The 13,708-nt window shown below is 70.2% G+C and carries 13 protein-coding genes and 1 tRNA gene; 5 read left to right on the top strand and 9 right to left on the bottom strand.

Annotated features, from left to right (window positions below):
• The 4 genes from ACFU97_RS19945 to pyk form a co-directional block, all read left to right on the top strand.
• A partial coding sequence (locus tag ACFU97_RS19945; protein ID WP_384258087.1) for a pyridoxal phosphate-dependent decarboxylase family protein occupies positions 1 to 1,377 on the top strand: 1,377 nt, incomplete at its 5' end.
• Positions 1,374 to 2,816 (top strand): lysine N(6)-hydroxylase/L-ornithine N(5)-oxygenase family protein, encoded by a 1,443-nt coding sequence (locus ACFU97_RS19940; RefSeq protein WP_384258084.1) that lies wholly within the window; start codon positions 1,374 to 1,376, stop codon positions 2,814 to 2,816. The genes ACFU97_RS19945 and ACFU97_RS19940, both read left to right, overlap by 4 nt.
• A gap of 13 nt (positions 2,817 to 2,829) precedes the next feature.
• The gene (locus tag ACFU97_RS19935; RefSeq protein WP_384258082.1) at positions 2,830 to 3,540 is read left to right on the top strand and encodes an SIMPL domain-containing protein; all 711 of its coding nucleotides are present in this window, start codon (positions 2,830 to 2,832) and stop codon (positions 3,538 to 3,540) included.
• Between the two features lie 145 nt (positions 3,541 to 3,685).
• Positions 3,686 to 5,122 (top strand): pyruvate kinase, encoded by a 1,437-nt coding sequence (pyk, locus tag ACFU97_RS19930; protein WP_384258080.1) that lies wholly within the window; start codon positions 3,686 to 3,688, stop codon positions 5,120 to 5,122.
• Between the two features lie 36 nt (positions 5,123 to 5,158).
• On the opposite strand, the gene ACFU97_RS19925 is transcribed toward pyk, so the two are convergent.
• Positions 5,159 to 5,233 (bottom strand) — tRNA-Leu (locus tag ACFU97_RS19925).
• Positions 5,234 to 5,334: 101 nt separating this feature from the next.
• Here ACFU97_RS19925 and ACFU97_RS19920 point away from each other — a divergent pair.
• Entirely contained in the window at positions 5,335 to 5,991 is a 657-nt protein-coding gene (locus tag ACFU97_RS19920; RefSeq protein ID WP_384258078.1) for an ANTAR domain-containing response regulator, read from the top strand.
• A gap of 78 nt (positions 5,992 to 6,069) precedes the next feature.
• Here the strand turns inward: ACFU97_RS19920 and ACFU97_RS19915 are convergent, their stop codons facing one another.
• From ACFU97_RS19915 to ACFU97_RS19880, 8 genes are all read right to left on the bottom strand, one after another.
• Positions 6,070 to 6,786 carry an ABC transporter ATP-binding protein gene (locus tag ACFU97_RS19915; RefSeq protein WP_384258076.1) on the bottom strand — a complete coding sequence of 239 codons (717 nt, stop codon included), beginning with the start codon at positions 6,784 to 6,786 and terminating at the stop codon, positions 6,070 to 6,072.
• A complete protein-coding gene (locus tag ACFU97_RS19910) occupies positions 6,783 to 7,694 on the bottom strand; it encodes an ABC transporter ATP-binding protein (RefSeq protein ID WP_384258074.1) in 912 nt (303 codons plus the stop codon). Before ACFU97_RS19910 ends, ACFU97_RS19915 begins: the two co-directional genes overlap by 4 nt.
• A 6-nt stretch (positions 7,695 to 7,700) precedes the next feature.
• A complete protein-coding gene (locus tag ACFU97_RS19905; RefSeq protein ID WP_384258072.1) occupies positions 7,701 to 9,527 on the bottom strand; it encodes a branched-chain amino acid ABC transporter permease in 1,827 nt (608 codons plus the stop codon).
• A gap of 5 nt (positions 9,528 to 9,532) precedes the next feature.
• Positions 9,533 to 10,465: a branched-chain amino acid ABC transporter permease gene (locus ACFU97_RS19900; RefSeq protein WP_384258070.1), complete on the bottom strand. Its 933-nt coding sequence runs from the start codon at positions 10,463 to 10,465 to the stop codon at positions 9,533 to 9,535.
• 113 nt (positions 10,466 to 10,578) lie between these two features.
• A complete protein-coding gene (locus ACFU97_RS19895) occupies positions 10,579 to 11,808 on the bottom strand; it encodes a branched-chain amino acid ABC transporter substrate-binding protein (protein WP_384258067.1) in 1,230 nt (409 codons plus the stop codon).
• A gap of 289 nt (positions 11,809 to 12,097) precedes the next feature.
• Positions 12,098 to 12,715, bottom strand: coding sequence for a Tat pathway signal sequence domain protein (locus tag ACFU97_RS19890; RefSeq protein ID WP_384258065.1), 618 nt, complete (start codon positions 12,713 to 12,715; stop codon positions 12,098 to 12,100).
• Positions 12,712 to 13,140 carry a hypothetical protein gene (locus ACFU97_RS19885; protein ID WP_384258062.1) on the bottom strand — a complete coding sequence of 143 codons (429 nt, stop codon included), beginning with the start codon at positions 13,138 to 13,140 and terminating at the stop codon, positions 12,712 to 12,714. Before ACFU97_RS19885 ends, ACFU97_RS19890 begins: the two co-directional genes overlap by 4 nt.
• A gap of 74 nt (positions 13,141 to 13,214) precedes the next feature.
• Positions 13,215 to 13,706, bottom strand: coding sequence for a hotdog fold thioesterase (locus ACFU97_RS19880; RefSeq protein ID WP_384258060.1), 492 nt, complete (start codon positions 13,704 to 13,706; stop codon positions 13,215 to 13,217).
• Positions 13,707 to 13,708: the final 2 nt, after the last annotated feature.

The following is a 13,708-nucleotide window of genomic DNA, read 5'->3' as shown; positions in this document are numbered from 1 at the left end:
CTCGACACCGTGCTCGACCCGCTGGAGGCGGTCACCCACGCGCGCGGAGGCCCCCTGCCCGCCGGCGGACCGGACGCCGTCACCGCGCGCGTGCACGCCGCCGTCGGGGACGTCCTGCCGCAGGACGGCGACCCCGACGCGCTGCGCGTCCTCGTGCACGCCCTCGCTCAGGGCGCGGCCGACCCGGCCGATCCGCTCTGCGCCGCCCATCTGCACTGCCCGCCGCTGGCCGTGGCCGCCGCGGCCGACCTGGCCGCGAGCGTCCTCAACCCGTCCCTGGACTCCTGGGACCAGGCGCCGGCCGCCTCCGCCCTGGAAGCCCTGGTGACCCGCGCGCTGGCCCGGGAGGCCGGTGCCTCCGACGCCGTCGTGACCACCGGCGGCACCGAGTCCAACCACCTCGCGCTGCTGCTGGCCCGTGAGCGGCACGGCGCCGGCATCCGCCTGGTCTGCGGCGCGAACGCCCATCACTCGCTGCCCCGCGCCGCCTGGCTCCTCGGGCTGCCGGACCCGGTGACCGTCCCCGCCCCCGCCGGCACCCTCGACCCCGCCGCCCTCGACGAGGCCCTGACCACCCTGCCCGGCCCCCACCTCGTCGCGGCCACCGCCGGTACCACCGACGCGGGCCTCATCGACCCGCTCCCCGAGATCGCCGCGCTGTGCACCGCCCACCGCGCCCGGCTGCACATCGACGCCTCCTACAGCGGCCCTCTGCTGTTCAGCGACCGCCACCGCGAGCAGCTCGCCGGTCTGGAGCGCGCCCACAGCATCACCCTCGACCTGCACAAACTCGGCTGGCAGCCGGTCGCCGCGGGGCTCCTCGCGGTCCGCCACCCCCGCGACCTGGACGTCCTGCGGCACGACGCCGACTACCTGAACGCCGACGACGACACCGCGGCCGGTCTCCCCGACCTCCTCGGCCGCTCCCTGCGCACCACCCGGCGCCCCGACATCCTCAAGATCGCGGTCACGCTGAAGAGCCTCGGCCGCAGCGGCCTGGGCGCCCTCGTCGACCAGGTCTGCGGCCACGCACGTGAGTTCGCCGGCCTCGTCCGGCGCCATCCGGCCTTCGAACTCCACGACCGGCCCACCATCAGCACGGTCCTGTTCCGGCCCGCGCACGCCACCGACGACACCGTGGCCGCCGTCCGCCGAAGCCTCCTGCACCGGGGCCGCGCCGTCCTCGGCCGGGCCCGCCTCGACGGCCGGCTCTGGCTCAAGGCCACCCTGCTCAACCCCGACACCCGCCCCGCGGACCTGGCCGCGCTCCTCGCCCTCGTCGAGGAGGCCGCCGGGAAGGCCGCCGAAGAGGCCGAGAAGGCCGCGGCGGCCGCCGAAGAAGACGACGCACTCGTGGAAGGACCCACCCCCCGATGAGCACGACCCCCCGCCCCCACCCCCCTCACCACGAGCCCGACGCGCCCCGCGACCTGGTCGGCATCGGCATCGGCCCGTTCAACCTCTCCCTCGCGGCCCTGGCCCAGCCACTCGCCGCGATCGACGCCGTCTTCTACGACCAGCGCCCCTCCTTCGCCTGGCACCCGGGCCTGCTCATCGAGGGCTCCCGCGTCCAAGTCCCGTTCCTGGCCGACCTGGTGACGCTCGCCGACCCCGCCAGCGAATGGACCTTCCTCAACCATCTCAAGGCCCGCGACCGGCTCTTCCCCTTCTACTTCGCCGAGCGCTTCCACGTGCAGCGCGCCGAGTACGACGCCTACTGCCGCTGGGTCGCGGACAGCCTCCCCGGGCTCCACTTCGGCCACCAGGTCGACGCCGTCCGCTGGAACCCCGAACGGGACCTGTTCGAGGTCGACTTCACCCAGCTCGACGCCGACGGGGAGGCCGAGGCGCTCGGCCGCACGTACACCAGGAACATCGTCCTCGGCATCGGCACCGAGCCCTACGTCCCCGACCCCCTCAGGCCGCTCGCCGAGGCGCCGAGCGTGCCCGTCGTGCACGCGGCCGACTACCTCGCCCACCGCGAGGCCCTGATCGGCGCCGAGCACGTCACCGTCATCGGCTCGGGGCAGTCGGGTGCGGAGATCTTCCTCGACCTGCTCCGCGCCCGCCCCGCCGCCCGCGAGAAGCTCCACTGGCTGGGCCGCACCGAGGCGTTCGCGCCCATGGAGTACTCCAAGCTGGGTCTGGAGCACTTCACGCCCGACTACACCCGCTACTTCCACGCCCTGCCCGAAGGCGTCCGCGACCGGCTCGTCGCCGGGCAGTGGCAGCTGCACAAGGGCATCGGCGCCGACACCGTCGCCGCCATCCACGACGAGCTCTACCGCCGCACCCTGCACGGCGGCTGGCCGGACGTCGTCCTCACGCCCGGCGTCCGGGTGCGCACCGCGGGCCGTATCGCCACCACCAAGGTCGAACTCCACCTGGAACACCTGCAGCAGGACACCCGCAGCCGGCTGACCACCGACGCCGTCGTCCTCGCCACCGGCTACCGCGAGCGCCCGCTCGACCGCCTCCTGGCCGGCCTCGACCCCTATCTGCGCCGCGACAAGCGCGAACGCCCGCGCGTGGACGAGCAGTTCCGCCTCGCCCTGGACCCCTCCGTCACCGGCTCCGGCTGCCACATCTACGTCCAGAACGCCGAACGGCACAGCCACGGCGTCGGCGCTCCCGACCTCGGCCTCGCCGCCTGGCGCAGTGCCACCATCCTCAACTCCCTTACGGGGAAAAAGACTTACCGTCTCCCGTCCCGAACGGCCTTCACCACCTTCGGACTCGACCAGTCCCAGCAGCCGCCGCGGATCCCGCAGGCACGGCAGGCCCAGGTGCTCACCCCGCTCGCCGACGGAAGGTGACAGAGTGGGTCGTATGACCCTCCCTGCAGCGGACGCCCCCCACCCCGCCGTCCCGTACGGCACCCCCGACGCGCCCCGCATCGCCGTCCGAGGCGAGGCGCGTCTGGAGGTCGACCCCGAGATCGCCCGCATCGGCATCACCGTCGCCTCCCGCGGCAGGGACCGCCGCGCCGCCCTCGACGACCTCACCCGGCGCAACGCCGCCGCCCTGGACCTGGTCAAGACCTACGGGGAGGCGGTGGAGCGCCTGGAGACCGGTGCCTTCTCCATCAGCCCGGAGCTCAGGGAGAAGGGCCGCGGCGAGCGGGTCCACGCCTACCACGGCCGGGTCCACCTCACCGCCGAGCTGACCGACTTCACCGCCCTCGGCGAGCTCACCACCCGCCTGGCCGATCTGGAGCTGACGCGGGTGGACGGCCCCTGGTGGGCGCTGCGCCCCGACTCGCCGGCCCACCGCCAGGCCCGGCAGCAGGCGGTGAAGGAGGCGGTCCAGCGCGCCCGGGAGTACGCGGAGGCGCTCGGCACCTCGCTGGCGGCCCTGGTGGAGCTGGCCGACATCGGCGCCGAGGACGCCCAGCCCTACCCCCAGCCCTCCGGCCGTATGCGCTCCATGGCGTACGGCGGGGCCGAGGACGCCGCGCCCGCGCTCGACCTCGAACCGCAGCGCCAGAAGGTGCATGCCGCGGTCAATGCCCGGTTCACCATGAATCCGCCGCGCATCTGATTGAGGAAATGGCCTGACCGGGGAAATGCTCATCAGAGCACCCCGCCGCACAATTCAATACTTGTCAACACCACTTCACTCAAAGGTTGTTGAGTGGTCATGCCCGGCCAATTCTCTACCCGCCGGTAAGGCCTAGGCTCGAATCATGCGCCGAGCAAAGATCGTTTGTACTCTGGGGCCCGCCACCGACTCGTACGACCAGATCAAAGCCCTGGTCGACGCGGGAATGGACGTGGCCCGGTTCAATCTCAGCCACGGCGGTCACGCCGAGCACGAGGAGCGCTACCGTCGGGTACGGAAGGCCGCCGACGAGACCGGCCGCAGCGTGGGGCTCCTCGCGGATCTTCAGGGCCCGAAGATCCGGCTCGGCAGTTTCACGGAAGGCCCCGTACTCCTTGAACGCGGAGACACCTTCACCATCACGGTCGAAGAGGGCGCGGAGGGCAACGGGCACACCTGCGGCACCACGTACCCCGGCCTCGCCGACGACGTCACGCCCGGTGAGCGCATCCTGGTCGACGACGGCAAGGTCTGCCTGGAGGTCACCTCCGTGGACGGACCCCATGTCCGCACCACCGTCGTCGAGGGCGGCATGGTCTCCGACCACAAGGGCCTCAACCTCCCCGGTGTCGCGGTCTCCGTGCCCGCACTCTCCGCGAAGGACGAGGCCGACCTGCGCTGGGCGCTGCGCACCGGCTTCGACGTCATCGCGCTCTCCTTCGTGCGCAGCGGCCACGACATCGAGGACGTCCACCGCATCATGGCCGAGGAGGGCCGCCGCCTCCCCGTCATCGCCAAGGTGGAGAAGCCGCAGGCGGTCGAGGCGATCGACGACATCGTCGCCGCCTTCGACGGGATCATGGTCGCCCGCGGGGACCTGGGCGTGGAGATGCCGCTGGAGCAGGTCCCGATCGTCCAGAAGCGCGCGATCAAGCTGGCGAAGCGCAACGCCAAGCCGGTGATCGTGGCGACCCAGATGCTCGACTCGATGGTCGACAACGCCCGGCCGACGCGCGCCGAGGCGAGCGACGTGGCCAACGCCGTCATCGACGGCACGGACGCCGTGATGCTCTCCGGCGAGACGAGCGTCGGCAAGTACCCCGTCGAGACGGTCCGGACGATGGCGAAGATCGTCGAGGCGGCGGAGGAGGACCTGCTCGCCAAGGGCCTGCCGCCGCTGACCGAACGGAACAAGCCGCGTACGCAAGGGGGAGCGGTGGCCCGTGCGGCGGCGGAGATGGGCGACTTCCTCGGGGCGCGGTTCCTGGTCGCGTTCACGCAGTCGGGCGACACCGCCCGCCGGCTGTCCCGCTACCGCTCGCCGATCCCGCTGCTCGCCTTCACACCGGAGGCGGCCACGCGCTCCCAACTCAGCCTGACCTGGGGCGCGGAGACGTTCCTCGGTCCGCACGTGGGCTCCACGGACGCGATGGTCGAGCAGGTCGACGACCTGCTGCTGAAGTACGGCCGCTGCGAGAAGGGCGACATCGTGGTGATCACCGCGGGTTCACCGCCCGGGGTGTCCGGCTCGACGAACATGGTCCGCGTGCATCACGTCGGCGAGGACGACAGTCCGAAATAGCCGACCATTGGTGCGACCTTGGAATCGAAGCAAAAGTGCCCCGGGTCGGACTCGAACCGACACTGTACGGGTTTTGAATCCGTTGCCTGCTGCCAATTGGGCTACCGGGGCTCGCAGAATCAAAGGTTTCCCCCGACCCTCCGCGCACCTACCTTACCGCAGCTGGGTAGGCTCTTGTCAGCAGCACCCCTGCCCTGCAACAAGGAGCTCCAGTGACCGCCCCCGAGTCGCCCCAGCCCGTGGACACGCCCGACGAGGACAAGTCGCACGTGCCTCCGATGACGACCCGTGTCGTCATCGCGGAGGACGAGGCCCTGATTCGGCTCGACCTCAAAGAGATGCTCGAGGAAGAGGGTTATTCCGTCGTCGGCGAGGCCGGTGACGGCGAGCAGGCCATCGAGCTCGCCCGTGAGCACCAGCCGGACCTCGTCATCCTCGACGTCAAGATGCCCAAGCTGGACGGCATCTCGGCGGCCGAGAAGATCGCCGAGGAGAGTATCGCCCCGGTGCTGATGCTCACCGCCTTCTCCCAGCGCGACCTCGTCGAGCGCGCCCGGGACGCCGGCGCGATGGCGTACCTCGTGAAGCCGTTCAGCAAGTCCGACGTCGTACCGGCGATCGAGATGGCCGTCTCCCGCTTCACCGAGCTGAAGGAGCTGGAGAAGGAGGTCGCCGACCTGACGCTGCGTCTGGAGACCCGCAAGCTGGTCGACCGCGCGAAGTCGATCCTCCAGACCGAGTACGGCCTGAGCGAGCCGGCCGCCTTCCGCTGGATCCAGAAGACCTCCATGGACCGCCGCATGTCGATGCAGCAGGTCGCCGAGGCGGTCATCCAGGACGCCGACGAGAAGAAGGCGGCCAAGGGCTGACCCCGCGCACACGCCACGAGGCCCGCGTCCCCCGGTCGTCCGGGGAGCGCGGGCCTCGTCGTGCCGGCCGGGAGGCGCTCAGTCCTCGCCGAGGTACGCCTTGCGCACCGACTCGTCGCGCAGCAGGTCCTGTCCGGTGCCGGACAGGACGATGTTGCCGACCTCCATCACATGGCCGTGGTCGGCCAGCGACAGCGCCGCCTGGGCGTTCTGCTCGACCAGCAGAATGGTCGTCCCCTGCGACTTGAGCTCGGCGATCGTCGACATGATCTTCTGCATCATGATCGGCGACAGGCCCATGGAGGGCTCGTCGAGCATCAGCAGTTTGGGCTGCGACATCAGGGCGCGGCCCATGGCGAGCATCTGCTGCTCACCGCCGGACAGGGTGCCCGCGGCCTGCCTGCGCCGCTCTCCCAGGATCGGGAAGAGGTCGTAGGCGCGCTGGATGTCCTTCTCGACGCCTGCCTTGTCGTTGCGCAGGAAGGCACCCAGCCGCAGGTTGTCCTCGATGGTCATCCTGGGGAAGATGTGCCGCCCCTCGGGGGAGTGGGCGAGCCCCAGGGAGACGATCTGGTGGGCCGGGGTCTTCTTGAGCGACTTGCCGTTGAACTTGATCTGGCCGCCGACCGCCTTGAGCAGACCCGACAGGGTGCGCAGCGTGGTGGTCTTGCCGGCGCCGTTGGTCCCGATGAGGGTGACGACCTCGCCCGCCTCCACCTTGAACGAGATGCCCTTGACGGCCTCGATCTTGCCGTAGGCGACGCGGAGGTCCTCGACCTCGAGCAGTGCGGTCATCGGTCGGTCTCCTTGCCGGGCGCGGCGTCCGTCGGGGTGTCGGCCTGGGCCTCGGCGGGTTCGACCCGGGCGGTCTCCCCGTCGCCGGGGGAGTCCTCGAAGGGCTCCCCGAGGTAGGCGGCGATGACGCGCTCGTCGCCCTGGACGGTGGCGCTGTCGCCCTCCACGAGCTTCTCGCCCTGGACGAGTACGGCGACCCGGTCGCAGAGGTTGAAGATGAACCGCATGTCGTGCTCGATGACGAGGACGGCGATGCCCCGGTCGCGGATCGCGAAGACCAGTTCCTCGGTGGCCCTGGTCTCCTGCGGGTTCATGCCGGCGGTCGGCTCGTCGAGCAGCAGCAGACCCGGCTCGCTCGCCAGCGCCCGGGCGATCTCCAGCTTGCGCTGTTCGCCGTAGGGCAGGTTGCGGGCGAGGTGGTCGGCCTTGGCGGCGAGGCCCACGAACTCAAGGAGCTCCATGCCGCGGGCGCGCGAGGTCGCCTCGGCCTTGTGGAAGCTCGGCAGGCGCAGCACCGCGGACCAGAAGCCCTCCCTGGTGCGGGTGTGGCGCCCGACGAGCACGTTCTCCAGGACCGTCATGTTGGCGAACAGACGGATGTTCTGGAAGGTCCTCGCGATACCGGCGGCGGTCACCTTGAAGGACTTGGCCGGCAGCACGGCGTCCTTGTAGCGGACTTCGCCCTCGGTGGGGATGTAGAGGCCGGTGAGGCAGTTGAAGAAGGTCGTCTTGCCGGCGCCGTTGGGCCCGATGAGGCCGACGATCTCGCCGCTGTTGACGGTGAGGTCGACGTTGCGCACGGCGGTCAGGCCGCCGAAGCGCATGGTCACGCCGCGGGCGTCGAGTACGACCTGCCCCGGGGCGGTGGCGCCGGGGGTGGTGCCCTGGGTTGAGGTGTCGGTGGTCATGTGTGGTCAGGCCCCTGTCTTGCCGAGGACCGTGGGCGCTTCGGCCTCTTCGTGGAACTCCAGCTGGCGGCGCCGGTTGGCGACGAGGCCCTCCGGACGGAAGCGCATCAGCAGGATGAGCGCGACACCGAACGCGAAGAGCTGGTAGTCGCCGAGGAACTGGAGCTTGTTGGGGATGAGGTAGAGCAGGGAGGCACCGATGAGGGGGCCGCCGATGGTGCCCATGCCGCCGAGGACGACCGCGGCGAGCAGGAACGCGGAGTTCGGCGGGATCGGCCCGGCGAACTGGTACTGCTCGGGTGTCACGGTGTAGGTCACGTGCGCCTGCACGGTGCCGGCGAGACCCGCGAGGGAGGCGCCGACGGCGAAGGCGATGAGCTTGACCCGGAAGCCGTTGATGCCCATGGCCAGGGCGGCGGTCTCGTCCTCGCGGATGGCGATCCACGCCCGGCCGATGCGGGAGTCGCCGCTGCGCCGGAAGACGAGGACGACGATGGCCGTGATGACCAGCATCAGCAGGAAGTAGTTGGCGAACCGGCCGATCGTGAAGCCGAGGATCGTGTGCGGGGCACCGAGGTCCCAGCCGAGGATCTTCAGGTTCGGGATCGAGGAGATGCCGTTGGAGCCGTTGGTGATGTCCGGACCGGAGGTGCCGTCCAGGTTGTTGGCCGTGATGCGGAAGATCTCACCGAAGCCGAGGGTGACGATGGCCAGGTAGTCGCCGCGCAGTCGCAGGGTGGGCGCACCGATGAGGACACCGAAGGTGAGCGAGGCCGCGGCGCCGACGAGGACGGCCGCCCAGAACGGGAACTGCACGTCGAACGGCGAGCTCGGCGAGCCGGAGACCAGGGCCGCGGCGTAGGCGCCGACACCGAGGAAGGCGACGTATCCGAGGTCGAGGAGGCCGGCGAGGCCGACGACGATGTTCAGGCCCAGGGCCACGGTGGCGAAGATCAGGATGTAGACGCCGAGGGTCGCGTACTGGTCGTCGGTCTGGGTGAAGGGGAACAGCGCCGCCGCGATGAACGCGCCCCAGACGGTGATGGTCTGGTGCCGGGCGGTGATCTGGGAGGCCTGGGCGATCAGACCGGCCTTGTTGAGGGCGGCGAAGCCGAAGCCGGCGGTGATCAGGAAGCCGACGAACAGCTCGTCGTACTCGGTGCCGATGCCGTAGGTGAAGACGAGCAGACCGACGGCCATGATGCCGGCGATGATCAGGATCTCGACGAAGGCCGGGAGCTTGCCGACGGGCCGCGCGGGCTTGGCGGCGAAGGCCGTCTTGACGGTCTCCCACCAGTGGGCCGACTGGTTCTTGAAGTGCTCCCAGCTGCCCTCGTCGGGGTCGATCGGCTCCGGCTCGGGGTGCTGGAAGGGCAACGCCAGGGCGCCGACGAACGCGCCGAGCGAGGCGATCGCGACGAGATAGCCGCCCGGGTCGAGGTTGACGACGCCGCCGAGCTCGGTGCTGATCGAGATGACCGTGTACCAGGCGGTGGCGAAGGCGGCGAGCGCTGCCATCTTCAGGGCGGCGTCGCCCCCGGCGGGCACCAGCCCGCGCAGCCACGTGACGCCGTAGCCGGCCAGCGCGAAGAGGGTGGTGAAGATCCCGCCGATCAGGACGAGGACCTGCAGGCCGCCCGGGTAGCCGTAGACCGTGAGGTCGCCGGGGAAGGCGGACGTCCAGGTCCAGGACATGAACGTCGAGACGATCGTGAGGACGCCGCCGCCGAGGGCGAGGGCGCGGCCGACGTGCGGCGGGATGCCGATCAGGCCGGACGGGGCGGCCGCGGCCGGGGTCCCGGGGGTCTCGGGTGCGGTGGTCTGTGTGGTCATCGGTGTCACGCCCTGTCCGCGACGCGCTCGCCGAGCAGACCCTGGGGCCTGAAGAGGAGCACAAGGATGAGGAGGACGAACGCCCAGACGTCCGCCCAGGACTGGCTGCCGAACTTCTCCATGCCGGGGATGTCGGAGATGTAGGCGGAGGCGAGGGTCTCGGCGACACCGAGCACGACGCCACCGATCATGGCGCCGTAGATGTTGCCGATGCCGCCGAGGACGGCCGCGGTGAAGGCCTTGAGGCCGAGGATGAAGCCCATCCGGAAGTTGATCTCGCCGTACTTGAGGCCGTAGGCGACACCTCCGACGGCGGCGAAGACGGCGCCGAGGGCGAACGCGATCACGATGATGCGGTCGGTGTTGACGCCCATGAGCTTGGCCGTGTCCGGGTCCTGCGCGGTGGCCTGCATGCCGCGTCCGGTACGGGTCTTCATGACGAAGTAGGCGAGGACGGCCATGCTGACCGGGGCGGCGATGAGCAGGAAGATGTCGCCGGTCTGGATGGTGACGTTCCCGATGTGGAACGGGCCGCCGTCGATCTGCGGGAAGGTCCGCGAGGACTTCGCGTCCGGGTACCAGGCCCACACCGCCTGCTGAAGGGCGAGGGAGAGGCCGATGGCGGTGATCAGGGGGGCGAGGCGGGGCGCGCCTCGCAGGGGGCGGTAGGCGAACCGTTCCGCTCCCACGGCGACTGCCGTGGCGACGATGATGGCGCCGATCAGCATCAGCGGCAGGGCGATCCACATCGAGGTGCCGCTGGGCAGAATGTATGCGTAGACCGTCAGAGCACCGAAGGCTCCGGTCATGAAGATCTCGCCGTGGGCGAAGTTGATGAGCTGGACAATGCCATAGACCATCGTGTAGCCGATGGCGACCAGCCCGTACATGGATCCCAGTAGCAGGCCGTTGACCAGCTGCTGCGGCAGTTCGTTCACCGCATGTCCTCCGAGACTTTCGGATGATTTCGACGGATGAAGCCGGATGCGAGAACGCGCGGGGCGCCTGTGGAACAGCGCCCCGGGCGGCTCGTGAGTGGTGCGGGTGAGGGTCAGCCGGTGAACGTACCGGACTTGACGGCCGCCCAGGCACCGTTCTTCACGGCGTAGACGGTGAGCTGCTTGTTGGTGGCGTCACCGTACTGGTCGAAGGAGACCTTGCCGGTGACTCCGTCGAAGGAGACGCCCTGCATGGCTGCGGTGATCTTGGCGCGGGCGTCGGACGGCAGCTTGCCGTTGTTGTCGTCGACGACCTTCTTCACGGCCTGGATGATGGCCCAGGCGGAGTCGTAGGAGTAACCGCCGTAGGCGCCGTACTCCTCCGAGTAGCCGCCCGCCTTGTAGTCGGCGACGAACTTCTTGGCGGAGTCGAGCGTCTCCACCGGGGCGCCGACGGAGGTGGCGAGGTCACCCGTCGAGTTGGCACCGGCCAGCTTGATGAAGGTCGGGTCGAAGATGCCGTCACCGCCGACGAGCGGGATCTTGGCACCGGTCGACTTGATCTGCTTGCTGAGCGGACCGGCCTGCGGGTACTCACCGCCGTAGTAGACGGCCTCGGCACCGGAGTTCTTCACCTGGGTGGCGACCGAGGAGAAGTCCTTGGTGTCGGGGTTGATGTGCTGGGTGCCCACGACCGTGCCACCGAGCTTCTTGAACTCGGCGGTGAAGGTGGCGGCGAGGCCGGCACCGTAGGTCTTCTTGTCGTCGATGACGAAGACCTTCTTCTTCTTGGCCGTGTTGTAGACGTACTCGGCGGCGAACGGGCCCTGGATGGCGTCCGTGGTCGCGGTGCGGAAGTACGACTTGAACGGGCGGGCCTTCGTGGTCTGCCAGTTCGTGCCCTGGGTCAGGGCCGGGTTGGTGTTGGCCGGGGAGACCTCGACCAGCTTGGCGTCGTCGAAGACCTTCTGCATGGACTCCGCGACCGAGGAGTTCAGCGGGCCCACGACGCCCATGACGTTCTTGTCGGCGACCAGGGACGAGGCGTTCTGCTGGCCCGAGGAGGGCTGCGCCTGGTCGTCCTTGGCCTCGATCTTGAAGGTGACGCCGTCCACGATCTTCTGCTTGTTGGCGTTCTTCACGGCGAGATCGACGGAGTTCTTGATGCCCTGACCCAGTGCGGACAGGTCGCCGGTCAGCGGGGCGTCGACTCCGATGGTGACGGTGGTACCACCGCTGCCGGAGTTCCCCTTGTCGCCGCTGTCGCGCGAGCCGCAGGCGGTGAGGGTGAGTGCTCCCGCCGCCAGCGCGGCGGTGATGGCGATGAGCGAACGTTGACGCACGATCAGTCCTTTCCCTGACACCGGCCCCTCCCCCCTGGAAGTGGCCGAGTCGCTGTGCAGGGCCGAAGTGACTTTTCGGCAGCACGGTGACTGGCGGTGACTCTAAGCGTGTGGAGGAACCCTGGAGGAGGGTCTGACTGAGGCTGTGACTGTCTTGTTATGACCCCACGTTATGCAGAGCGGTACACGGTGGGTGGAACAGCGGAATTCCAGCCGATTCGCCCCGTCCGCATTCTGAGAACCTGCAGGACCCGCGCGGGGCTGTCAGGCGCTTCGAGGGTTTTGCTAATTACCTGGAAGTGTTGTCGCAGATGGCTTGCAGGGCGCTGGAGAGGTGCTGTGCATAGCGCGGCCCCAGGATGAAACTGTGGACCTCTATTGCGCGCGTATTACGCAGAGTTACATCCAGGAAAGGGAGCCCGGCACTTTCCGGCACTTTCCGGCATTGCGTGACGTGCATGGTGATCACGACCTTGCGGCGCTCGCCCGCCCGTGTCCGGAAAGGGGTGCGGGGCTGTGCGGTCAGGGTCAGGCCGGCGTACGGCTGGGCGATGTCCCGGACGGTGACGGGCGGTCCGGACGCCACGCTCACGTCGACCGTGAAGCTGAAACTGCCGGGGCTGTCCTGCTTCGGCGCGGCCACCGGGGCGAGGTAGGTGATGTCCACAACCTGAGACGGGTACGGCGGCGGAGGGGGCGGCGGCCTGTGCGGCCGGGTGAGGTACAGGTAGCCGCCGGCCGCGAGCACCGCGGCGGCCGTGAGGCCGGCGACGGCGGCGCGCCGGTGCCGGTCGTACCACTGCCGCAGCGGGCCGCGCGGGCGGCGCGGCAGGGTGGCGGTGCCGCCTTCCGGGGTGTCCCAGGCCCGGGTGCCCTCGCCCGGCTCCAGGGGGCCGACGCCGCTCACGACCACGGCCCGTTGCTCGGACCGCCGGTGCGGTACCAGTCCCGGCAGCCCTGGCGCGCCCGGCTCACGATCAACCGGTCGGCCGCCGCGGCGCCTTGGCGCTTCTTGGCGGCCCGCGCGGCGTCCACGACGTCCCGCAGGATGTCGTACTGCCCGTTGGACAGGCCCATCGTCTGGTAGTCCCCGTAGGTGTGGCTGTCCAGCACCTTGCGCGACCAGTACGTGACGACCCGCGCGCACAGCGCCTCGGGTGCGGTCGCGGACGGTGCGGTCGCGGACGGTTGGGCCGAGGCGGTGCGTGCGGCGGTCGTGCGGCTCCCGGAGTCCGACGAGCCGCACCCGGTGCACGCACCGCTCGTCACCAGGACCAGTGCCATCCCGCAGCCGACCACCGCCGCCGGCCGGGTGGCTCCTCCCGTTCTCATGACATGACGCTATGGCCTGATCGGCGGGTCGGACCAGAGGCGGGACGCAGGGCCGGTGGGGAGGGCGGGTCCGGTCAGTCGGCGGCGGCGCCCACCGGCGCCCCGTCGCCGGGCCGTACGTCGCGCAGCAGGCAGGTCAGGCGGGCGGTGCACACGCGGCGCTCCTGCTCGTCGCTGATCACGATCTCGTACGTCGCCGTCGACCGGCCCCGGTGCACGGGCGTCGCCACCCCGGTGACCAGGCCGGAGCGGACGCCGCGGTGGTGGGTGCAGTTGAGGTCGACGCCGACCGCGATCTTGGAGCTGCCGCCGTGCAGCATGGAGCCGACGGAGCCGAGGGTCTCCGCCAGCACGGCGGAGGCACCGCCGTGCAGCAGGCCGTAGGGCTGGGTGTTGCCCTCGACCGGCATCGTGCCGACGACACGGTCCGCCGAGGCCTCCACGATCTCCACGCCCATCCGGGTGCCGAGGTGCCCGGCGGAGAACAGCGCCGGGAGGTCGACGCCGAGTGCGGCGTACTCGGCGATGACCTCCTGCGGGAACGTCACGTTGTTCTGCTCGCCCATCG

The sequence above is a fragment of the Streptomyces sp. NPDC057616 genome (genome assembly GCF_042800575.1).
Taxonomy (GTDB): Bacteria; Actinomycetota; Actinomycetes; order Streptomycetales; family Streptomycetaceae; genus Streptomyces.
This window is presented reverse-complemented; position numbering and strand designations above follow the sequence as displayed.

Coding starts and splice junctions, on each gene's coding strand:
- ACFU97_RS19940 (WP_384258084.1), top strand. CDS start 1,374: ATGAGCACGACCCCCCGCCCCCACCCCCCTCACCACGAGCCCGACGCG.
- ACFU97_RS19935 (WP_384258082.1), top strand. CDS start 2,830: ATGACCCTCCCTGCAGCGGACGCCCCCCACCCCGCCGTCCCGTACGGC.
- pyk (WP_384258080.1), top strand. CDS start 3,686: ATGCGCCGAGCAAAGATCGTTTGTACTCTGGGGCCCGCCACCGACTCG.
- ACFU97_RS19915 (WP_384258076.1), bottom strand. CDS start 6,786: ATGACCGCACTGCTCGAGGTCGAGGACCTCCGCGTCGCCTACGGCAAG.
- ACFU97_RS19910 (WP_384258074.1), bottom strand. CDS start 7,694: ATGACCACCGACACCTCAACCCAGGGCACCACCCCCGGCGCCACCGCC.
- ACFU97_RS19905 (WP_384258072.1), bottom strand. CDS start 9,527: ATGACCACACAGACCACCGCACCCGAGACCCCCGGGACCCCGGCCGCG.
- ACFU97_RS19885 (WP_384258062.1), bottom strand. CDS start 13,140: ATGAGAACGGGAGGAGCCACCCGGCCGGCGGCGGTGGTCGGCTGCGGG.
- ACFU97_RS19880 (WP_384258060.1), bottom strand. CDS start 13,706: ATGGGCGAGCAGAACAACGTGACGTTCCCGCAGGAGGTCATCGCCGAG.